At 66.0% G+C, this 22,663-nt stretch carries 14 protein-coding genes; 10 read left to right on the forward strand and 4 right to left on the reverse strand.

What is annotated here, in order from left to right:
• Positions 1-49 precede the first annotated feature (49 nt).
• Positions 50-3,343, forward strand: a complete 3,294-nt coding sequence (locus VKF82_08980) for a hypothetical protein (protein ID HME82196.1) — start codon at positions 50-52, stop codon at positions 3,341-3,343.
• A 25-nt stretch (positions 3,344-3,368) separates the two neighbouring features.
• Here VKF82_08980 and thrS read toward each other — a convergent pair whose 3' ends face one another.
• Positions 3,369-5,108, reverse strand: coding sequence for a threonine--tRNA ligase (gene thrS / locus VKF82_08985; GenBank protein ID HME82197.1), 1,740 nt, complete (start codon positions 5,106-5,108; stop codon positions 3,369-3,371).
• Positions 5,109-5,338: 230 nt separating this feature from the next.
• On the opposite strand from thrS, the gene VKF82_08990 reads away from it, so the two are divergent.
• Genes VKF82_08990 through VKF82_09010 form a run of 5 tightly spaced genes read left to right on the forward strand, consistent with a single transcriptional unit; the run spans position 5,339 to position 15,019 of the window.
• A complete protein-coding gene (locus VKF82_08990) occupies positions 5,339-5,800 on the forward strand; it encodes a hypothetical protein (protein ID HME82198.1) in 462 nt (153 codons plus the stop codon).
• Positions 5,801-5,835: 35 nt separating this feature from the next.
• On the forward strand, positions 5,836-8,169 hold the full coding sequence (locus VKF82_08995) for a hypothetical protein (GenBank protein ID HME82199.1): 2,334 nt from the start codon (positions 5,836-5,838) through the stop codon (positions 8,167-8,169).
• Between the two features lie 24 nt (positions 8,170-8,193).
• The gene (locus VKF82_09000) at positions 8,194-10,338 is read left to right on the forward strand and encodes an isopeptide-forming domain-containing fimbrial protein (GenBank protein ID HME82200.1); all 2,145 of its coding nucleotides are present in this window, start codon (positions 8,194-8,196) and stop codon (positions 10,336-10,338) included.
• Positions 10,335-13,550: a hypothetical protein gene (locus VKF82_09005; protein HME82201.1), complete on the forward strand. Its 3,216-nt coding sequence runs from the start codon at positions 10,335-10,337 to the stop codon at positions 13,548-13,550. Before VKF82_09000 ends, VKF82_09005 begins: the two co-directional genes overlap by 4 nt.
• The gene (locus VKF82_09010; GenBank protein HME82202.1) at positions 13,547-15,019 is read left to right on the forward strand and encodes a hypothetical protein; all 1,473 of its coding nucleotides are present in this window, start codon (positions 13,547-13,549) and stop codon (positions 15,017-15,019) included. The genes VKF82_09005 and VKF82_09010 overlap by 4 nt, the downstream gene beginning before the upstream one ends.
• 23 nt (positions 15,020-15,042) lie before the next feature.
• Here VKF82_09010 and VKF82_09015 read toward each other — a convergent pair whose 3' ends face one another.
• The 3 genes from VKF82_09015 to VKF82_09025 are packed head-to-tail and all read right to left on the reverse strand — an operon-like array spanning position 15,043 to position 17,448.
• Positions 15,043-16,125 (reverse strand): hypothetical protein, encoded by a 1,083-nt coding sequence (locus VKF82_09015; GenBank protein HME82203.1) that lies wholly within the window; start codon positions 16,123-16,125, stop codon positions 15,043-15,045.
• The gene (locus VKF82_09020; GenBank protein ID HME82204.1) at positions 16,122-16,703 is read right to left on the reverse strand and encodes a peroxiredoxin; all 582 of its coding nucleotides are present in this window, start codon (positions 16,701-16,703) and stop codon (positions 16,122-16,124) included. Before VKF82_09020 ends, VKF82_09015 begins: the two co-directional genes overlap by 4 nt.
• Positions 16,588-17,448, reverse strand: a complete 861-nt coding sequence (locus tag VKF82_09025) for a Ku protein (GenBank protein ID HME82205.1) — start codon at positions 17,446-17,448, stop codon at positions 16,588-16,590. Before VKF82_09025 ends, VKF82_09020 begins: the two co-directional genes overlap by 116 nt.
• A gap of 152 nt (positions 17,449-17,600) precedes the next feature.
• Here VKF82_09025 and VKF82_09030 point away from each other — a divergent pair, with 152 nt between their 5' ends.
• From VKF82_09030 to VKF82_09045, 4 genes are read left to right on the forward strand one after another with little or no spacing between them, the layout of a single operon-like run.
• Positions 17,601-17,957 (forward strand): hypothetical protein, encoded by a 357-nt coding sequence (locus VKF82_09030; GenBank protein HME82206.1) that lies wholly within the window; start codon positions 17,601-17,603, stop codon positions 17,955-17,957.
• A gap of 60 nt (positions 17,958-18,017) precedes the next feature.
• Positions 18,018-18,779, forward strand: coding sequence for an SDR family oxidoreductase (locus tag VKF82_09035; protein ID HME82207.1), 762 nt, complete (start codon positions 18,018-18,020; stop codon positions 18,777-18,779).
• Between the two features lie 7 nt (positions 18,780-18,786).
• Entirely contained in the window at positions 18,787-21,771 is a 2,985-nt protein-coding gene (locus tag VKF82_09040) for a BTAD domain-containing putative transcriptional regulator (GenBank protein HME82208.1), read from the forward strand.
• Between the two features lies 1 nt (position 21,772).
• Positions 21,773-22,663, forward strand: a complete 891-nt coding sequence (locus VKF82_09045) for an SDR family oxidoreductase (GenBank protein ID HME82209.1) — start codon at positions 21,773-21,775, stop codon at positions 22,661-22,663.

Consider the following 22,663-nt stretch of genomic DNA (forward strand, 5'->3'; position numbering starts at 1 on the left):
CGACAGGTCCGACCTCACTTTCTGCCGATAGAGTATAGATATGCGGCGTATGTTCGCGGCGTTGTTTGTCCTTGGCGTCGTGCTCGGCTGGTCAGTGCTGGCGCGTTCAGCCGGCAGCGTCGGCATCAACAAAGCGTTCACCCCTTCGAGCGTCAATTTCGGCGTGGATTCGACGATGGTCATCACGCTGCTCAACACCGATCCCACGACTTCGGTGAACGTCACGAGCATCACCGACAACCTGCCGGCCGGTTTGACCGTTGACGGCACCGTCACTCCCACGACGACCTGCGCCGGCGGCGTGGTCACCACCACCGCCGGCTCCGTAACGCTGACGGGCGGCGTCATCCCGCAAGCCCCCGATCAGTTCAATCCGGGCACGTGCACGATCAGCGTCGCCGTCTACGGAGCGGCGGCGCAGAACTACCTCAACATGATCCCTGCCGGCGCGCTGCAGACAAACGCAGGGACCAACAACACGCCCGCCTCCGCGACGCTGCAGGTCGTCAATCCCGGCAATATCGGCGTGGCCGTGGCAGTCGTACCGACGTCGGTCCCTGAGACGGCATCGCCGGTCTTCACGGTCACGGTGACCAACCCGAATTCGTTGCCGCTCACCAACGTCACCATCCCGGGAACGCTCACCTCGCCCTCGGGCGGTGCCACGCTGCACATCGTCTCTGTGACGACGACATGCGGCGGCGTCCCCACGTTCAACAACGCGGTATCACCTCCGACCTTCACCGTGACCGGTGCGACGATTCCGGCGAACGGCTCGTGTACCGTCACCGTGACGACCAGCGTCAACGGTCAGTTCTCGAACAGCGTGCGCACGCAGCAGCTCGCCGTGGCAGCTCAGGGCATCACCTCGGCGCAGGGGGTCACCAATAACAGCTCCGGCCAGGCAACGGTCACCTACTACCCGATCACGCCGACGCTCGCGAAAAGCTTCGTCCCGAACACGACGACGCCGGGGTCGACGGTGTCGCTGCATATCTCGGCGGTCAATCGCGACACCGTCGCGTTGACGAATTTCGGTTTCACCGACGCGCTGCCCGGCGGGCTCACGCTTGGCGCGCCGCCGAACTTGGCCAACAGCTGCGGCGGACCGGTCGGGTCGATCTCAGGCACCACGACGGTGATCGTCACCGGTCTGTCGCTCACCGCGGCGCCGAGCTTGGGCAGCAGCGGCCCGACCTGCGTCATCTCGTTCGATGTGCTCGTGCCGGCGGCGCCGCCGTCGCAGACGCCGACGAACACGGTCAGCGGCAGCAGCGTCACCAACGATCAGGGCCTGCATTCGCTCAACAATCCGGCAGCGACGCTGACCGTCGGCCCGACGCCGACGCCGGTGGTCACGTTCAGCAAGGCGTTCGCTCCCACAAGCATCGCGCGCGCCAATACCTCGACGCTTTCCATCAACATCGTGAACCCCGCGGGCGCCCTCGCGCTCAGCGCCGTCGCCCTGACCGATAATCTGCCGGCAGGCTTGATCGTGGCGGCAGCGCCCACCGCCAACGCTAACTGCGGATCGCCGACCTTCGTCGCGCCGATCGGCGGCACGTCGATCGTCATGACGGGCGGTACGATCGCCGCCGGCGCGCGCACCTGCACGGTCAGCGTGCTCGTCACCGCCACGGTCGGCCAGCCTTACAACGTCGTGCTCAAGAATGATATACCGCCGGGGGGCATCACCGCGACGCGCTCGGACAGCGTGCACATCTCAAACGCCGCGGACGTCGTCTCAAACCTGACCGTGACGCACGGCTTGACGCTGGTGCACTATTTCTCTGCAAGCGGGTTGACGACGGTCGGAGCGGCACCGATCAAAGGCAACATCACGGTGACCGACAAGATCACATCGACCGCCGGCGCCGACGACCACAACCTCGTCGCGACCTTCACCCTCAACGCCGCGGGAACGGCGGTCACCCTCTCAGCGGTCCCCAACTTCAATTACACGTGCACCAAGGGCTCCGTGCTGACGTTCACGCCGGGAGCCGGCGGCCTCACCTATACGGCGACGTCGCCCGATTTCATCTTCAAAGATACGTGCACGATCACATACTCGGTGACCTCGCTGACCGCCGGCACGTTCACCGCGGGCAAGATGACCGTGGCGAGCACAGAAGACAACATCCAGAATCTGACCGGGTCCAACAACGTCGTGTTCGTGCCGCCCTCGCAGATCAACGTCAACAAGACGTTCAGCCCGAACACGATCCCGGCGGCCGGCGTGTCGCATCTCCAGATCACGCTCTCGAACAATGCGAATGCGCTGCCGGGCGGCATCACCTTCTCCGAGACCGGCGTGGCGTTGACCGACACGCTGCCGACCGGCATGACGGTCAACTCGCCGCCCAACGCGAGCACGACCTGCGCGAGTGCCACGCTGGTCGCGCCGGCCGGCGCCACGAGCATTCAGATCAGCGGTGTGAGCCTGCCCTCGCGCACGGCGGCCGGCGCGCTGCAGCCGTGCACGATCACGGTGGACGTCACTGCAGCCGTCCCCGGCAACCTCACCAATACGATTCCAGCGAATTCCATCACCTCGAATTCCGGAGCGACCAATCCGTTCGGCACGAGCGTGACGCTGACGTCGTCGGCGAACATGGGGCTGACGAAGACGTTCCTCGCCGCGCAGATCCCGCCGGGAGGCACGACCTGGATCGCGCTGACGTTCACCAACGGCTCCAACGCGATCGAGGCTATCACCAACGTCACCGACAACCTGCCGGCCGGCATCGTCGTGAAGGACACGACCACGCAGCCTCCGCCGCAGGGCGGCGCACCCCCCAACTGCGGCGCGACGGTGACCGGCACGCCGGGCGGCAGCTCGTTCACGGCGAGCAACTTCACGCTTTCGCCCGCGGCGAAGTGCGTCACCTACCTCTATGTCACCACGGCGACGCCGACGCAATTCGGCACGTTCACGAACACGATTCCGGCCGGTGCGGTCATCACGCCCAGCGGCTTGACCAACTTGCAGGCCGCGTTCGCCAACATCACCGTCGCGACGGTGTCCATGTCGCTCGCCAAAGTCGTGCGCAACGTGACGCAGGGCGGCTCGAACGCCACCTCGGGCACCGCGCTGCCCGGCGACACCTTGCTCTACACGCTGACGTACACGAACACGAGCCCGTTCCCGGAGCAGAACATCGCGATCAAAGATACGGTGCCTACGAACACGACCTTTGTGAGCGCGGTGTGCGGCACGCTCGGAGCGGGGTTGACGGCATGCACGCCGTCCGGACCGACGGCGGGCGTGGTCACCTGGACGCTGACCGGCACGCTCAATCCGGGCGCCACGGGTACCGTCATGCTGACGGTGACGGTGCAGTAAAGCCCCCGCGCTCGAGAGCGCGGGACTACGTCTTGGCGATGACCTCGTCGCGCAGCTTGATGCCGAATTCCTCGAGCGACATCGTCGCCTGATCGCCCGCGCGCGAGCGCACGTTGACCGTGCCGTCCGCCACTTCGCTCTTGCCGACCACCAGCATGTAGGGCACCTTGCGCATCTGCTGCGTGCGGATCTTTTTCTGCAGGCGTTCGTTCGAGCGGTCGATGTCGACGCGGAAGCCGGCCGACGACAACGACGCCGCCACGCGCTCGGCGTACGGCAGCTGATCTTCGGAGATCGGCAGCACGACCGCCTGCACCGGCGCCAGCCAGGCCGGAAATGCGCCCGCATAGTGCTCGATGAGCACGCCCATGAAGCGCTCGAGCGAACCGCACAGCGCGCGGTGGATCATCACCGGCTGGTGCTCGGCGCCGTCGGGCCCGGTGTAGGTCAGTCCGAAGCGCTGCGGCAGGTTGAAGTCCACCTGCACGGTCGAGAGCTGCCACTCGCGGCCGATGGCGTCGCGTACTTTGACGTCGAGCTTCGGCCCATAGAAGGCGCCGCCGCCCTCGTCGATCTCGTACTTGAGGCCGGCGTGATCGCACGCTGTCTTGATCGCCTCGGTCGCGCGTTCCCATAGCGCATCGTCGCCCAACGCGTTTGGGGGCTTGGTCGAGACGAACAGCCGGTAGTCGTCGAACTTGAACGCCTTGAGGACCGTGAGCGCGGCGTCGACCGTGTTCTCGAACTCCGCCTGCAGCTGATCGGGCGTGCAGAACAGATGCGCGTCGTCCATGGTGATCATACGCACGCGCAGCAGCCCGTGGAGCGTGCCGGAGCGCTCGTATCTGTACACCGTGCCGAACTCCGCTAGGCGCAACGGAAGCTCGCGATACGAGCGCGGCCTCGACTTGTAGATGAGGATGTGGCCGGGGCAGTTCATCGGCTTGACGCGATAGCGCTCTTCGTCGAGCTCGAGCGGGCCGAACATGCTCTCCGAGAAAGACTCGAGGTGGCCCGAGATCTCGTAGAGCCGCTCGCGCACGGCGTGCGGCGTGTGCACGGGCTCGTAGCCGCGCCTGCGCAGTTCGCCGCGGATGAACTCCTCGATCACCTCGCGCACTCTGCCGCCGGCTGGATGCCAGAAGATCAGGCCGGGACCCGCGTCCTCCTGGATCGAGAACAGATCGAGCTCTTTGCCGAGGCGGCGGTGATCGCGCTTCTCCGCTTCCTCGAGCTGCTTGAGGTAGGCATCCAACTCTGCCTGCGTCGGAAACGCGGTGCCGTAGATGCGCTGCAGCATCGGGTTCTTCTCGTCGCCGCGCCAATACGCGCCGGCGAGCGAGAGCAGCTTGACCGCTCCCACCTGCGAGCTGCGCTCCACGTGGCCGCCGCGGCACAGATCGGTGAACTCGCCGATGGTGTACATCGAAAGCGGTTCGTCCGGAGGGATGCCGGCGAGGATGTCGAGCTTGAACGGCTGATCCAGCTTCTTATAGTAGGCGTCGGCGTCGGCCCGCGAGATGGGGCTGCCCGTCATGGCGACGTCGCGCACCATGAGCTCGCGCATGCGGGCTTCGATGCGCTCGAGGTCCTCCGGGACGAACGGCGTGCTCTTCAGGAAATCGTAGTAGAAGCCGTTGTCGATCGCGGGCCCGATCGCCAGCTTCACGTCGGGGCCGTACAAATCGACGACGGCGTGGGCGAGCAAGTGCGCCGCAGTATGGCGCATGTGCGCCAGGTCACGTTCTTGGTCTTTGATCGTCATTGCGGGACGTTTCTTAGAAATCTCAGCCGGCACCTAGCAGCGCTCTAAGGGCAAAGTCGCTTCGCGCAAACCGTAATATCTGCGCCGTTTCCGCGTTTTCGGGCGCGTTTACCGATATCTTTATCAAGCGGCGACCGTTACAGAACGTCTGTAGCTCGGGTCACACACACGTGCGGTCGCCATTTTGGGGGACGAGGAAAGCTATGCGTTTACTAGCTCGGAGTGTTTTCGTGTGCCTGGCGGCCATCGCGCTGTCGGCCACGGCCGCCGTTGCGCGGCCCGACGTCACGCTGCATCTGACCGGTGCCACCGTCGTCAAGACGGCACAGGGCGAGAAGCTCGTACCGGTCGATCCGAACGTCAAACTCAAGACCGGCGAGGTCGTCCGCTGGACGATCGTCGGCACCAACAAAGGCTCTGATCCGGCGCTGCATTTCGAGCCGTCGGATAAGATACCCGCGGGCATGGCGTACGTCGCCGGGTCTGCGACCACCACGGGCGGCAAACCCGAGTTCTCGACCGATCAAGGGAAGACGTGGTCGAGCAAGCCCATGGTGACGGTTCAGACCCAGACCGGTCCGGTGGAGAAGCCGGCGGATCCGTCTGCATACACTACCATCCGGTGGATTGCCGACAAACCGCTGGCGCCGAAGGGGAGCGTCCGGTTCAGTTACGAGGTCCGGGTGAAGTGATCTTTACCAGCACATTGACAAGGAGAAGCAAACCCATGAATTCCTGGTACACATCACTGACGCGCGCGGCGGCCGGCTTGGCCTCGGCCGCGTTCGTCTGCTTGGCCCTGATCGCTTCAGGCCAGCCCGCGGCGGCGGCCACAGCGGCCGGCACGCAGATCTCGAACACCGCGTCGGCGACGTATACGGACAGCAACGGCGTGAACTATTCGACGCAGTCGAATACCGTCGTGGTCACGGTGCAGAGCGCTCCAAGCTTGACCGTCACGACGAACAACGGCGTGCCGCCCGGCACGAATTCGGGCGTGCCTAACTCGTGCTTCGTCGACGTCTACACGCTGACGAACACCGGTAACGGCCCCGGCTACTTCCAAGTGACGAACGCCGCGCCGGCCTTCGGCGGCAACGATGGAGGCTCCGCGGCCCTCACCAACTTCACGGTCTCGGTGAACGGCGGAGCCAATCAGATCTTCGCGACGGTCGGTGCGATGAACACCTACCTCAACACCGCGGCCGGCAAAGTGCTGTCCGGACAGATCGTGAGCATCACGATCAACTACTGCCAGACCAATCCGCCGAACGTGCCCGGCCTGATCACGACGACGGTCGTCGCCACGATCACGCAGAAGGCCGCGGATATCCCTGGCACGGTGGACACGACGTCCGCGAGCCAGCAGAACACGTACAACGACAGCATCATCGCTGAGGCCCGGCTCGACCTGCAGAAGTCGGCCGTCGTGAGCGGCACGGCGGGCGCGCCGATCGTGACCTACACGGTCCTTGGCAACAACGGCGGCGGCGCGCCGGCGCGCATGCTCAACTCGCTCAACTCGGGAGGCTTCGGCTTCCCGACAGCGGGCGTGCTGATCGCGGACAAGATCCCGGTGTTCAACGCCACCGTGCTGACGCTGAACGGAACGCCGACCGTGACCACGAGCGGGGCGAATGGGTTCCCGGCCACGGCCACAGCGACGATCTACTACACGACCGATCCAACGGGCGCTACGGGCTGGACCTCGACGAAACCGGCGACGCCGCTGTGGATCGGCGTGTTCATCGCGGGCGGCGCCATCGCGCTCAACTCGCATGCAGGCTCATCTGCCGGCAACGTGCCCGCAGCGGCGGTCACGCTGACCTTCGCGGTCAACGGACCGACCGGACCGGGCTCGGGCAACGCCTGCGCCGGCCTTGTCGGACCGGTCACGAACATCGCGAACAGCGTGATCGGCGGTAACGCGCAGCCACCGGCGGTCACCACGCCGCCGCAGATCATCGGACCGACGATCACGACCTTGGTCAGCGATGACGGCACCGCGACCGCGGTCAACGCGATCAAGGGCGCGCTCCAGAACACGACCACGGTGGCGGGTCCGAGCGGTGCATCGAACGGCACCTGCTCGTCGATGCCGGCCAACTACTCGGTGCTCAACGGACCGCGCGGCGCGCCGGGCGCAACGGGCAGCTACGACGGCGTTGTGGCCGTGAACAACAACGACGACTTCACCGACGTCGGATTCACACAAGCAGCCGCGTTCAACATCATCAACGCCGGCACCGTGCCGGGCACGCCGAACGGCAACAACTTCACGGCGGCCATCAGCGGCATCAACGTGCCGAACGCGGTGATGAACGCCGGCAACATCAACGACACCTATACGATCGTCGCCACCGCGCCGGCCCTTGCGGGCTGGACGGTCCAGCTGCTGGTGGACAACGCCGGCGTGCCCGGCGGTCCGCTCGGCGGCGCGACAGCGGGTGCGACGTCGACGGCAAGCGGCGTCGTGGTCGCATCGGGTGCGACGCTCAACTACTGGACGCAGTACACCTCGCCGAACGGGACCAAGACACTGACGCGCTACGACGCCAACATCGTCGCGACGAGCACCGGCAACCCCGCGGTGAACAACGGCACGCACAACGAGCTCTACGCGGGCTTCATCGCGCTGACCAAATCGACCGCGATCGTGACCAACTGCTCTGGCGCAGTGCCGGCGAACGGCGTCTGCCCGGGCGGCACGATCACGTACACGGTCGACTACCGCAGCATCGTGACGTTCCCCGGTACGGGCAACACGGAACCGGCAGCCGCGATCCTCATCAGCGCGGCGGGTCAGTTCACCATCAGCGACGACGGCACGCTCGCCCCCAACAACTGGGCGACGTTCACGAACGGTCTGAACGCTGCCGCGACCGACACGACGGGCGGAACGCTGTTCACGTATACGCCGGGTCCAGGCCCAGCCGGAGCGACGAAGTTCACCGCCCAGGTGGGCGGCGCGGCGTTCCAGCTGCAGCCCGCGGGCTCGGGCGGCTGCCTCAACACGAACGGCTGCTCCGGACAGATCGCGTACGCCGTGACGGTCAAGTAGCGGAGAGCGACAGGAGCTAAGGCGGTGCTCCGCTCCCTCGTCCTGGTGTTGGCGGCAGCCGGCGCCGGTTGGGTTGCCATGGCGACCCAGCCGGCGCTTGCCGCAACACCGGCAGGCACGATCATCAGCAACACGGCGTCCGCGACCTACGCGGACAGCTCGGGGACCTCGTATGCCACCGACTCGAACACGGTGGTCGCGCAGGTGCAGGCGGTCGCGTCGCTGACGGTCACGCCCAAAGAGACCGCGGTCAACCCGGCCTTGGACTCCTACGCGGTCGGCAATCCGGTGACGCGCCGCTTTATCATCACCAACACCAGCAACCTCACCGACGCATACACGATCCAGGCGGCGAGCACCACCAAAGGCGCCATCACCTCGATCAGCTTCGTCGTGCCGCCGTCTGGGCCGACCATCCCTGTGACGGTCGGCAGCACGGTCTCACCCAGCGTCGTGCCGGGCGGCACGATGTTCGTGGACGTCACGGTCAACACGACGGGCGTGCCGGTCGGCACCTCGTGGTATATCAACCTCACCGCACAGACGACCGTGACGGGAACGGCCAACGGCCTGCAATCGGATACAGGCCAGCGCTGGGCGATCGCGGTCCCCGGTCCCAATCTCAGCGGCGTCAAGAAGCTGGTCGGCGGAGAGCCTTCTATCCAGGCCGCACCGAGCAGCACCGTCACGTTCACGATCTCGTTCACCAACTCGGGCGGACTGCCCGCGAACAACGTCGTGATGACCGACGTCGTGCCCACCGGCCTGCACCCGATCCTCAGCTCGGTCCTCATCAACGGCGTGCCGGCGGGCGCCCAAGCCACGCTTGCCGGTCAGACGCTGACGGTCACGATTCCGACCGTGGCGGCCGCACAGGCGATCACGATCCAGTTCCAGGCGACCGTCGATCCGGCTGCGGCGCTGGGTTCGACCTACGTCAACACCGCGCAGGTCAGCGCGACGGGCGTCGGCCCCTTCAGCTCACCGCCGGCCAGCGTCTTCGTCGGCACCGGCAACATCGTCTACGACGGCCTCGCGGGGCCGGCGCACCCGATCGCCAGCGCGCTCCTCACGATCACCTCGTCGTCGGGCATCACGCCGATCACGCTGACGGGAACGGGCGTCGCGCCGAACAACCCGAACGCCAATCCATATACGACCGGCGGGCCTGGGACGTACTCGTTCGGCTTCGGCCCCGGCCAGTTCGGCGGCGCGCCCGGCGACTCGCACTATCATCTGACGATCACGGCAGCCGGATATCTGAACCGGCAGCTCGACGTCATGCTGCACGCCGATCCGACCGGCACGCTGTACACCGCGACGATCAAAGCGCTCGACGGCCAGCAGCTCGCGGTCCCCGGCGGTTTCACGCTCACGCCCGGCCCAGTCGTGCTGACCGACGTCTTCAACATCCTCGGCAACATCCCGATGTTCACCGCGCACCCGATCCAGATCGCCAAGACCGTGGATCAGCAGGCCGTGATCACCGGCAGCCGCGTCATCTTCGCGGTGGCGTTCTCCAACGCGTCGCTGGCGACGCTGACCAACGCGACTTTGGTTGACACGCTGCCGCCTGGGATCGCCTACGGTCCGGGCACCGCATTGGTCGACGGCGTGCATCAAGAGCCGGTCGTCAACGGCCGCACGCTCACCTGGACGTTCGGCACGCTCGCGCCCGGCGCGTCGCACACGGTCGTCTATGCCGGCCTCGTGCTGCCGCAAGCCGTCGTCAACAGCACGCTGACCAATGTCGCCACGCTCAACGCGTTTGCGGCCGGCACGGACCTCGCCGCTTCGGCGGAGGCATCGGTCTACATCCTGAGCGGCGGCGCGTTCTCGTATACGATCCCCATCACCGGGCGCGTCTTCGTCGATCCCGGCGGGCTGGGCACGTTCGTTCCCGGCGATCAAGGCGTGCCCAACGTGCGCCTGTACCTCGAAGACGGCGAGTACGTCGTGACCGACGCCAACGGGCGCTATTCGTTCCCGGCCGCGCGCCCTGGCATGCACGTGATCCGGCTTGACACGACGACCTTACCGGCCGGCGTGCGGCCGTCCCCCGATGCGCTGAACATCGAGAGCCCGCGCAGCACCACGCGGCTCGTCCACGGCATCCTCGACACCGGGCTGCTGCAAGACATCAACTTCGCGCTGCAGGTGGCCAAATGATGGAGCGGTCGAATTCATTCGACCGACGGTCGAGCAAGCTCGACCGCTCCATATGCTTTGCGTTCGCAGCAGTGCTTATGCTCTGGGCGGCGCCGGTGCGTGCCGATGTGCCCGTGGCCGCCGACCTGACCAACCTGACGTACACGGCGACGGGCGATCTCAGCGCGACCCTGGTCGACCCGGCACCCGGCAGCGCAGCGCGCACCATCGCGTCGAAGATCCTCGTCTCGACGGTAGCGGGCGCGGGTGTCGAGCTGCGCGTGAACGAGCGGCTGATCTCGAGCAAGCAGATCGGCATGCGCACGGTCAACAAGAAGACCGGCGAAACGCGCTACGAGTACTTCGGCGTCGTGCTCGCCGAAGGACCGAACGCCGTCGAGGTCACGCCCCTCGGCGCGTCCGGTTCGCGCGGTCCCACCAGCCATTACATGCTGTACGGACCGGGCCGGCCTGCGCACTTCACGTTTTCGCTCGACCGCGCGCTGCGCGCGGACGGCGGCACCACGGTGACGACGCTGAGCATCGGCGCGACGGATCGCTGGAACCATCCGGCCATGCCCGGCGCGATCATCAAGCTCAACATCACCGCCGGCGACTTGCACTTCCTCGTCGCCACGTCCGGCGCGCAGGGCCAGCCGATGCACTATCACCTCGCATCTGCGGTCGAGATGCCGATCGCATCCGGAGGGCTCGAGCAGATCGAGCTCAGCGGCGGATTGCTGCCGGGTGAGGTCACGCTGCAATTGACCGCGGCCGACACCGTGTGCACCGAGCGCTTCTACGTCGAGCCGAACTTACGCAAGCCGCTGGTCGCGGGCTTGGTCACGGTCGGCGCCGGCCCAGTGCCGGGTTTTGCGGGCATGCCGGCCGCGGTTCCCGACGGCCAGCAAACGCGGCAAGGCCGGATCGCGGTGTTCGCGACCGGCACGATCTTCAACGACGTGCTGGCGACCGCGGCCTACGACACGGCAAACGTGCTGCAGCAGACGCTCCAGGGCCCCTATGTCGCCGATCCATACGACCGGCCGTTCCAGACGTACGGCGACACCAGCTATTTGCACGACGATGCGCTGTCAACCGATCACCTCTACGCGCGTTTCGATCGCAACCAGAGCAGCCTCACGTGGGGCGAGTTCCGCCCTGACACCGGTTCGACCGATCCGGACGGCGCGTATCACCTGCTGGTCGACGGCGCCAAGCTCGAACTGGGCACGAGCCGCACGCGCGTCGTGGCCTTCACCGCCAACAACGCGTTCGCGTACGCCCGCCAGCAGTTCAACCCGACCGGGCTCTCGATGAGCGGACAGATCCTGCATCCCGACATCGTCGTCGGTTCGGACGTCGTGATGCTCGTCGTGCTCAACTCGCGCACCGGCGCGGTGCTCAGCCAGACGATCATGGTGAACAACGTCGACTACACGCTCGACTATAGCACCGGCATGCTGCGCTTCATCAACATCCCGCTGCCCTATGACGATCACTTCAATCCGCAGGTCATCCAAGTGCAGTACGAGTACGGCGGCGTGGGCGTCACCTCGGAGACGAGCGGCGGCCGCGCCAGCGTGCTGCTCGACAGCACTGGCTCGCTGCAGCTGAACGTCGGATATGTCAACGATTTCACCGGCGTGGCGAACTTCTCGCTGTTCGAAGAAAGCTTGCAAGGGACCACGCACGGCGGGGCATGGAGCATCGCGCACGTGTCGTCCAACGGTCCGCCGCTCGGCGGCTTGCCGGGCGCGAGCCAGACCGGCTCCGAGGTCCACGCCACGTTCTCGCAAGTGTCGGGCTCGAACCGCTTCGCATTCGAGTTCGAGACCGCGAGCGCCGACTTCGACAATCCGTTCGGCGGCTTCGCGACGCCGGGCCTCACGAGCTACAACCTGGATGCCAAGCACCTGTTCAACCCCGACAGCGACATCGCCGTCAACTTCAACTTGCAGCACAACATCAGCGCGAGCGGCGCAGAAGATCAGTCGCAGGCATCGGCCGTCTATCACCACGTCTGGAAGGACCGCTTCACGATCAAAGCGGGGCTGCAGACGAACGTCGTCTCCAACGTGGCCTCCACGCTGTCGGGCGGCACGGTGACGGGCTCGAACCTGCAGTCGATCATCGGTTTCGGGTACAAGTTCACGCCGCGCCTGGCGTTCGGCGTCGAGGACATCGCGAACATCGGCGGCGGCACGCTCGCGCCCAGCGAGCCGGCGCAGGCGCTGGCGCAGATCACCTACTCCGTGCTCAACAACACGAAGTTCTACGTCCGCGATCGCTGGAGCTCCCAGCCGACCGAGACGTTCGCGACGTCCTCCGCGCCCTTCACGACCGCATCGCAGGCCACCCAGTCGTTGGCCATCGGATTCACGCGCGACATGTCGTCGGCCACTGCGGTCGACGCGGAGTGGGGCGTCGATCATACGAACAACGGCCCGGACATCTATTCGGCGTACGGCATACGCGAGAAGTTCACGCTGGCCAAGAACGTCAAGGGCGACGCGTTCTTGCAGGACGGCAACGCCGTCGGCGGCGGCTTGGAAGGGTTCGCCGTCTACGGCGTCAACGCGTCATATCAGAACACGCATAACTTCACCGCGGCGGCGTCATGGCAGAACCGGACGGGCTCGCAGCCCGGCAGCAGTCTGACGGCCGGCTTCTCGGGCCCGCTTGGCCCGAGCTTCGCCGTACAAGGGACAGTGCAAGATTCGTGGACGCCGCTCGCGTTCGACGATCAGGACCGCATCGGCTTCGCATGGCGGCCGTCGCTCAACGATCGCGGCGCGACCCTGGTCGAGTGGGACCATCGCATCGGCAGCATCACGACGCTGAGCGAGCAGACCGACGTCATCTTGTTCCAGCAGGTGTATCGTCCGACGCACACGCTGGAACTTGCTGCGCGCTATGCGTATAAGATCGACGGCGGCGCCTATTACTTGCCGCACACGACGCTCGCTGGGTTACGTGCGGATCAACGCTTTGGGCCGCGCTACGACTTAGGCATCGAGACGCAAGTCGTCGAGCCGGCGGGCATCCCGGCGGCCAAATCGACGGACTTCGCGGTGGAGAACGGCTACCGGATCGGCGGAGCCGCTCGCCTAGCGGTCGGATACAACTTCTCGGGCTCAGCGGACCCGACGCTGACGGGTGCGCCGGTGCGGCGCGGCGCATACGTCACCTTGACGTCGGTCGTCGATCACATCTTCGGCTGGGGCCGTTGAACGCAAAGGTAGTAGCGCGTTTTTCTAAACGCGCGCTCGCTGGTACCGCGCTGCTGCTCGCATGCGCGGTCGGCGCGCTTGCGGCGGTCAATGGGCCCGGCCCGCCTGTCAGCGTATACGAGACCACGTTCAACGGCGTAACCACCGGGCCGACCGGGTCCGATCCAGCGCATTTCAACACCACCGTCTGGGGCTCCGCCGCGCCCCCGGTTGGGTCGCTGCTCGCCAACACCTCGACGTACAACGGCGCGCTGATCAACCAGCTCACCACCGGAAACCAGTTCGACGGCACTCAATTGTGGACGTGCACTGCTGCTCTGTTCACATACTGCACGGGCACGCAAGCCGTCGGGTCGACGGTCGGCAACAACGCGCAGGTGTTCGAGTTTGCGATCGTCCAGTCGTGGCCGTTCTACGTCGACTCCGGCGCCGCGTCCAACGTCAATCCGGGCGCATTCACCGCCGAGACGACCAGCGACGACGGTTCGTGGCTGGTCGTCGGCCCCAGCGCGCTCACCTACGCCCAACCTGCCAACTTCAAAGGCGTGACGGGCCTGACCGCCGGCACCGCGGTAGTGAGCAACTCGGCCGATCAACCGCCGACGAGCAAGACCGGCACGTTCACGGTCGCGAGACAAAGCGGTTGCGGCGACAACTTGTATTGGTTCACCATGGAGTACGACGAGGCTGAAGGCGGCGACGCGCAGATCGAGTATTCATGGCAGCCGCCCGGCTCCGGTGCGCTCGGCCGCGCCACGCAAGGCGTGGTGTACGGCCAAGTGCGCTACACGGGCACGGGTACAGCGGGCGAGTCCGTGCAGGTGACCGACCCCAACGGCGGCACCCACACGCTCACGACTGATGCTAGCGGTTGCTACGGCTACAACTACGCGGCGTTCAACGGCACGCAGCCCGTCACGATCACCGCGACGGAGTCCGTGCACGGCAGCGGCTCGGCCGCATCGACGGTGAACCTGCCGATCGGCGGCGCGGTGCGTCAAGATTTCGATTTCCCCCCGCCCAACGTCCAGCTCATCAAACGCATCACGCAGGTCAAGACGCTTGGCCCGACTCCCGGTCCGACGACCACGCCGCAGACGATCACGCCGACGCCCGATCCGGGGAGTCTGGCGGGCGTCAACGGCACCGCGAACTACTCGCCCGGATTCTATCCCAAGGACGTGGTGACGTACACGATCTACTTCCGCAACATCGGCGGGTTCCCGGCGCAAGGCGCGGGCGGCGTCGGGCCGACGTTCAGCGACGTGCTGGCCAACCCGCTCGTCTACGTCGCGTCATCGCAATCGTTCACGTGCTGCGCGAGCCCGGTGGTGACCATCGCCGCGACGTTCACGCAGACCGGCCAGACGCTCAAATGGGCGATGGCAGCGCCGCTTCCCACGCCGAATCCGGCGGGAACCGCCGGGCCGATCCAGGGCAATATGAACTATCAGGTGACGGTTCCGTAGAACCGGGCGTCTAGGGTTCGCTTCTAGTGTCCGACGATAAGGGAACGAGAGAACACGCCGACCCACGACGGCTCGGTGGTCGGCTGTTGCGATCTGCTCACCACGTAGAGATCGCCATCTGAAGCGCCCGAAGCGACGCCGGCGACGTACGCTCCGAGATTGGCGTCGGTGCCGGCGATCAGGCGGATAGGAACCGCGTTGCCGGTCGCATTGGGCGCGTAGACGGTGATGCTGCTGCTGCCGAAATTCGTCACGTAGATGTAGCCGGCCGCGTCGACCGCGACGCTTTGCGGCACGTCCAAACCGGTCTTGTCGCCGGTGATCGTTCGCTCGGGCGCGGCGTCGCCGCTGGCCCCCGGCGCGAAGACGATGATGCTGTCGATGCCCAGATTCACGCGCCCGCTATTGACGACGAACAGATCGCCGTGCGGTCCGACCGCCAGCCCGAGCGGCGTATCGAGCGTCGTGCGCGACCCGGTGATCGCCCGCACCGGCGTCTCGTCGGCAGCAGCGCCCGGCTTGTAGACGGTGATGGAGTTCGGCGCATTGACCATCGCGCCATAGTTCGAGACGTAGATGAAGCCGCGCGCGTCGAAGGCCACTGCCTTGGGCGTGACGATATCATTGGTGATGTAACGCAGCGGAGCTACGTCGCCGTTCGCACCCGCCGCGAAGACAAGCACGCGGTCTTGTCCGAGGACGCTGCTGCCTGCGCCGCTCACGCCGGCGTTCGCGACGTATAAGATTCCTGCGGAATCGACCGCCAGGCCGCCGGGCCGCGTCAGTCCGGTACGCCCTCCAGAGATGGTTCGCGCGGCAGCGACGTCGCCATTCGCGCCGGCTGCATACACCGTGACGCTATCTTGTTTGGATGCGAGGTCGCCGTCGTTTGACACGTACACCGCGCCCGCGGAGTCGACGGCGACACCGCTCGGCCACAGGAGGCCGGTCATCGCGCCCTTGATCGTGCGCACCGGCGTCACGACTTGGTCGCTCACGTCGGCGGCTGTGGCCGGCACTCTCGAATCGAGCGTGACAACGGCCGCCGAACAGGCAGCCGCGAACGCGAAAAGCGTAGCGCGCCGGCGCATAATGGCTCGTCTCATCGGGTTCCCGGTTCGTGCTCCGCGCCGGAAAGCCCCGCGAGTATCTCGTCGGTCTTTGGAAAACCGCGCTCGTAGAATGCGATGCGGCCGTCTCTGCCGATGCCGACGACCGTGCGGTCGATATAGCGAAATGGACCGAAGCGTTTGACCGCATCGTACTGCGCCGACACCTTCAAGTCTCGATCGCTGAGCAGGCGCGCGGTGAAGCCGTGGCGCCGCCGAAAGGCACGGTGGGAGCGGACGCTCGCGCCATTGATGGCGAAGACGTCCACACCCGCCGCGGCGTACCTGTCCGCATCGCCGCGCACGGCGGCGAGTTGAATGTATCAGCCGAGGGTGTGGTCCAAGACGTAGAAGATCAAGACCGCGCGACTGCGCGTGAGCACATCCGACAGCGTGACGGGGACGCCGTCCTGGTCGGCCAGGGTGAAGTCAGGCGCTTGCCGGCCGACCATAGGCGCGCTACGCGCGCGCCGCGACCTTCTTCTTAGCGTGACCGTTCGAAGCGCTCTTGGCCTTGCCATTGGCGGCAACCGGCCGCTTCTTGGCGCTCTGCTTGAGGCTCTCTTGAAGCACATCCATGAGGTTGACGACGTCGGTCGCGGGTTTGGGCTTGGCGGCGGCTTTCGCGCGCGTCGGCTTGCCCTTGGCGCGCGCATCGATCATGGCCATCATCGCATCCCGATAGCGGTCGCGATACTCTTCGGGCTGGAACTTGCCGGCCATCGTATCGATGAGCAGCTTGGCGGCTTTCATCTCGCCGGCCGAGACTTTCTCTTTGGACGGCGGGAAATCGAAGTCGGCGGCGTCGACGATCTCGTCGGGGTAATGCATGAGCTCGAGCACGAGCGCGTCGCCGTTGGGCTTGAGCGCGCACAGGTACTCCTTGGTGCGGATGACGACGCGGGCGATGCCGACCTTGCCGGCGCTGGCCAATGCATCGCGCAGCAGCGCGTACGCGTGGCGGCCTTTCTTCTCCGGCTCGAGATAGTACGGCTTGTCGAACAGGATGGGATTGATCTCGGACAGATCCACGAACTCGGTGATGTCGATCGACTGCGTGGCCTCGATGCTCACGCTCTTGATGTCCTCATCCGTGATGAGGACGTAGTCGCCGTCACCGACCTCGTAGCCCTTGACGATGTCGTTCCACTCGACTTTCTTTCCGTCGATCGCGCAGACGCGCTGGAAGTTGATGCGTCCTTTATCTTTCTTATGGAGCATGTTGAAGTGGATCTCGTTCTCGCGGACTGCGGTGAACAGCCGAACGGGAATCGTCACCAATCCGAAATTGATCGAGCCGTTCCAGATCGCGTGTGCCATGGCTTCCAGTCCCCTCTCTTCTACTATACTTCCCATCGGCACCGAACGTGTGCTCCATCACAGGCCGGGAAGGAATCGAACATAGGGCCGACAAACATACGTTCGATATACCCTTGTCTTCGCTCGCGCTCACAGACCGGGGGTAGGGGAACATGCATAAGAAGCAACTCGCGGAGCAGTTCTGCAGCAGATTGTGGGATTCGTTCTTCACCTCGCTGCGCGGCACCGAACTGCTCACGCCGTGCGAGAAGCGCGTGCTCGAGAAGCTCTGGCTTCTCGGGACGATCAAGACCTCGACGTGCGATGCCTATCCGGGCCATCCGGAATTCGCGCGCTCGCTGCGCGTCTCCGAGCATCGCGTCAAACTTGCGCTCAAGAAGCTCGAGATGAAGGGCTTCATCAAGAGCGTCCGACGGGTCAGGTCGTTCGCGTACCTCCTGAATCCGCTGCTCCTAGAGGCGGCGTACGACAGCACCAAGCGAGATTATCCCGATCTGCTCGCCTCGTAGCTGAGCGCCGCGTCTCCCGGGAGCGAGGAGTTCCCAAGCGGGCCATGGGAGCCTGGGGGAGTGGACGTCCTGGCACCGTTTCGTCTCGACGGACGCGTTGCGCTCGTCACCGGCGCGTCGAGCGGTCTCGGCGCGCGTTTCTGTCGCGTCCTCGATGCCGCAGGCGCGAAAGTGGTGCTCGCGGCGCGTCGAGTCGAGCGCCTGAGCGCCCTTGCGTCGGAGCTGCACGACGCGCTGCCGGTCGCGTGCGACGTCACTCACGAAATAGATGTAGCGCGCGCGGTCGCCGCTGGTATTGCGCGGTACGGGCGGATCGACGTGCTCGTCAACGCGGCCGGCGACGCCGATCCCTATCGGGCAGAAGAAGAGCCGCTCAAGTCGTTTGCCGACATCGTCGCGCTCAACCTGACCGCGGCATTCTCCATCTCGCAGCACGTCGCGCGGCACATGCTCGAACGCGGCAGCGGCAGCATCATCAATATCGCTTCGGTGCTGGGATTGGTCGGCGGCGGCATCCACCCCACGCCCGGCTACGCCGCCAGCAAAGGCGGTCTCATCAATCTCACGCGCGAGCTGGCGGTCGAGTGGTCGGGCCGCGGAGTGCGGGTCAACGCGATCGCGCCTGCCTATTTCGAGAGCGAGATGACGGCGGAGATATTCGCCAGCAAGAAGGCGCTCGATATCATCGCGCGCATGATCCCGATGCACCGGCCGGGCCACGTGCACGAGCTGGACGGCCCGCTGCTGTTCCTCGCGAGCGACGCGTCGAGCTACGTGACCGGGCACGTGCTTGCCGTCGACGGCGGCATGCTGGCCACGTAGGCGCGCGATGGCAGAGGCCGAGCGAGCCGCATCATCGATCATCCGGCGCGAACGTCTGCTGGCGCAACTCGCTGCGGCGCAGCCGCGCATCATCGCGCTGATCGCTCCGGCCGGATTCGGCAAGAGCTCGATGGCTCGCCAGTACTGCCAGAGCCAGCCCGCATGGGCGGTGTGCGATCTCGCGGGAGTCGATGACGAAGCCGAACTCGCGCGCCGACTGACATCGGCGCTGGAGCGCGAGGACCCGGCGCGAGGTGCCGAGCTTTCCCACCTGCAGCTTTCGATCACGGAAGGCGGCCCATCGGACACCGACAAGATGAACCTGTTGCTGCAGGCGTGGGCGCGACCATGCGCTCCTGCGGCGTTCGTCTTCGAGAACGCAGAGCGCGTCGACGCCGCGTCCGCAGTCCAGGAGTTCTTGTGGCGATTGCTCGCGGCGCGGCCGGAATCGAGAGTCGTCGTGATCTGCTCGCGCACGCCACTGCGGGCGCGCCTCAGCCGCTTCGCCGACCCGCATCACATCGTGACCTTGCGGGCGCCGCAATTGAGTTTCGACCGCGCCGAACTGGTCGAGGCGTTCGGCGGCGTCGCGATCACGCCGCTCGAGCTGGAGCGCGTGATGGAGATATCGCGCGGCTGGCCGATCGCCATCTTGCTGTTCGTCCGGTTTGCGCGCGAGGGCACGCTGCACGAATTGCTCGGCCATCTGGATGACGTCGCCTTCGAGAACCTGCATGACTATCTCGCCGAGCAAGTGCTCGGGTCGTGGTCGCGCGAGGCGCTCGACGTGCTGGCGGCATGCGCGTGCATCCCGCTCGCGACGCCCGACGACGTCGCCTTCGCCCTCGGGACGGCCGACGCGCGCTCCACACTCGATGAATTCGTGCGAAACTCGCCATTCGTCGTGCGCACGCCCGCCGGCGCCTACGAGGTCCACCCGTTGCTCGCCAGCGCGCTGCTGGAAGCGAATACAGACCGTCGCCACTCGTTGCTGGCAACGGCTGCGAAGCGTTGGATGGAGAAGGCCAACCTCTTGCGCGCGGCGCGGCTCTATCTCGAGTGCGACGACGCAGCGTCTGCGGCTGAGGCGCTCAACCAAGTCGATACCTTCATGACGCAGATATGGCCCCCTGAGTACACGAGCGTGCTGGCGAGCATCCCAACGGAGATCGTCGCGCGTTACCCGCGCCTTTGGTACGCGACCGTGCACATGCGCCGCTACCGCATAGACAATCGGCTGATCCTGCGCGAAACCCAGGCGCTGTGGAGAGAGACTGCAGCATTCCCGCCTATGCAGCGCACTATGGTGGCCGTGTTTCTCGCGTTGCTGGGAAGCGATTTCGGAGATCACGAGGGGGCGCTGCGGATGCTGCGCGCGTTCACCGATGAGCTGGGGACGAACGATCCGTCGTCGCCCGCGGTCGCATCGGTCACCCATATCCACGCTGCGGTGCTCGCGCGCACCGGTCGCTTAGAGGAAGCCGCGCGGATTTTCGACCGCGCGTGGCCCGTCGCCAGCCAGCGCAACGTCTCGGCGGCGATCGCCTCGCTCAACCGATCCTCGACCATCGAGCGCATGCTCGGACGGCGCCAGGAGGAGCGAGAGCTGCTCGAACTAGCCCTCGAGCATGCGCACAAGTCGGGCTTCGCGACGATGGTCTCGCGAACGATGGCGGAGATCGCGTTCGGCGCCTGGTTCGCCGGCGAGCGCGAGCTGTTCGAAGAGTCTGCGACGCGGCTCGAGGAGCGGGTGGCGGCTGACGCGATCCGAGGACTTTCCCATTTCGCTTCGTGCGCGGCGCGCCGTGAGGACGCCGCACCCGTCGGCATCGAAGAGCCGATGTGGCTTGCGAGAGCGCACCTGGTCGCCTGGAGCTACGAGCCTGACGACGAGCGCGCTGGTGAACACGCAAGGGCCGCGACCCGGGCTGCCGACGCGTACAAGGATCCTGCACTGCAGGTCATAACCCGGGTCGCCCACGCTCTGGTCGCGCCACGACAGCGCGCGGCGCTGTTCGACGAAGCGCGCGAGCAGGCGAAGCTGGTCGATTCGGACGCGCTCCGGCACGCGGTCGAAGCGGCCAGCCGCCGAGCGCCCGATGCCGGCATACTCGGACCGCTGGTCGCAATGCGCGCGTCGCAAGCGAGCGCGGTGGCCGCACCGCTGCTCGAGATCGACTTTCTCACCATCTCGGTGCGCCGTCTTGGCCAACCGGTCGCGCTCGGCGAGCGCGAACGGGATGCGCTGTTCGCCATCGCGCTGTCGCGCCGCGCCGCGCCGCCGGAGCAGCTCGCGGCAAGCTTATGGCCAGCGATGGAGCCGCAAGCCGCGCTCGATGCGCTCGACTACAGTCTCATCCGCCTGCGGACCGCGATCGGTGCCGATGCGGTGCCGTTGACTCCCGAAGGCCATCGCCTATGCGACGGCGCGCAGGTCGATCTCTGGGAGATCGAAGATGCGGCCGCCGATGTGCGTGGGACCGACAAGCTCGGCGACGCGGAGCGCGAACGTCTCCGCGCGCTGCACGACCGGTTCCGGCTCTCGGAGGATACGAAGACGCCTCGGTCGCCGGTTTTCGAAAAAGCCGAGCGACGGATTCGGGAATACCGGCGCGAGATCGCCGAACGGCTCGGCCGCGACGCCCTGGCACGGCGCGCTGGCCGCGAGGCGCTTGCGTACGCGCGCGAGATGGCGACCTACGATCGCTGGGACGAAGCCGCGCGTGAACTGGCCATCCAAGCGCTGCTCGCCGCGGGCGACAAAGCCGGTGCGCTCAAGGAGTTCGAGGAATATCGCCAGGTGCTCAAGACGGAGCTGCATGCCGAACCATCAGGCCGCCTGGTGGATCAGGTGAAAGGCGCGGTCGGCGCGTTGCTGCATCCGGACACCTTGTTCGACGTCGGTGCGGACGCTCTGAATCTGGTCGTGCCGGGCGGCGGCATCGCGCTGCGCGTCGTCAAAGCGATCGCCGCAAAACGAAAGGAGCATTGATATGCACGTGCTCGTCGTCGGTGCAACGGGTCTTGTCGGAGCAGAGATCTGCGGGCGCCTCGCGGCGTCCGGCCAGCAGGTGCGCGGGCTGGTGCGCTCCACATCGGATCCGGCTATCCGCCACACGCTTGCGCAGGAGGGCGTCGAACTCGTCGAAGGGGATTTGAAAGACCCGGCGTCGCTGGCCCGTGCGTGCACCGGAATGGACGTCGTCATCTCGACGGCGAACTCGGCTCGATCCCGTGCCGCGGGGGACTCGATCGAGACCGTCGACCTGAACGGACAGAAAAACCTCGTGGACGCCGCGCGCACCGCGGGCGTGCGGCGCTTCGTCTATATCTCCTTCTCGACGGGGAAGAGCGCGTTGTCCTATGCGTTCAAAGATGCAAAGCTCGCGGTCGAAAAGCATCTGCAGGCCAGCGGAATGGACTATGTGATCCTGCGGCCGGCGATCTTCATGGAGGTCTGGCTGTCGCCGCCGCTTGGGATCGACGCGGCCGCCGGCACCGCGACGTTGTATGGCAGCGGAGAGAACCCGGTCAGCTACGTCTCGGCGTTCGACGTCGCGAACGTAGCGGGATTGGCGGCGACTACGCCCGGCATTGAGAATCGGGTTTTCATGCTGGGCGGACCCGAAGCGGTGAAGCCCAACGACGTGGTCCGAGCGTTCGAGAGGCGGACGGGCCGCCCGATCGCCGTGCAGCACGTGCCGGAGGAAGCATTGAAGGCCCAATATGAATCGGCTACCGATCCGCTAACTCGATCGTTCGCCGCGATGATGCTGATGTACGCGGGCGGCGATCCGGTCGACATGCGCGAGACGCTCGCCGCATTTCCGGTAACGCTTAAGTCCGTCGCCGATCACGTGGAACGGGCCGCCGCCCGTCCGTAG

Source organism: Candidatus Eremiobacteraceae bacterium (assembly GCA_035314825.1).
Taxonomy (GTDB): Bacteria; Vulcanimicrobiota; Vulcanimicrobiia; order Eremiobacterales; family Eremiobacteraceae; genus JAFAHD01.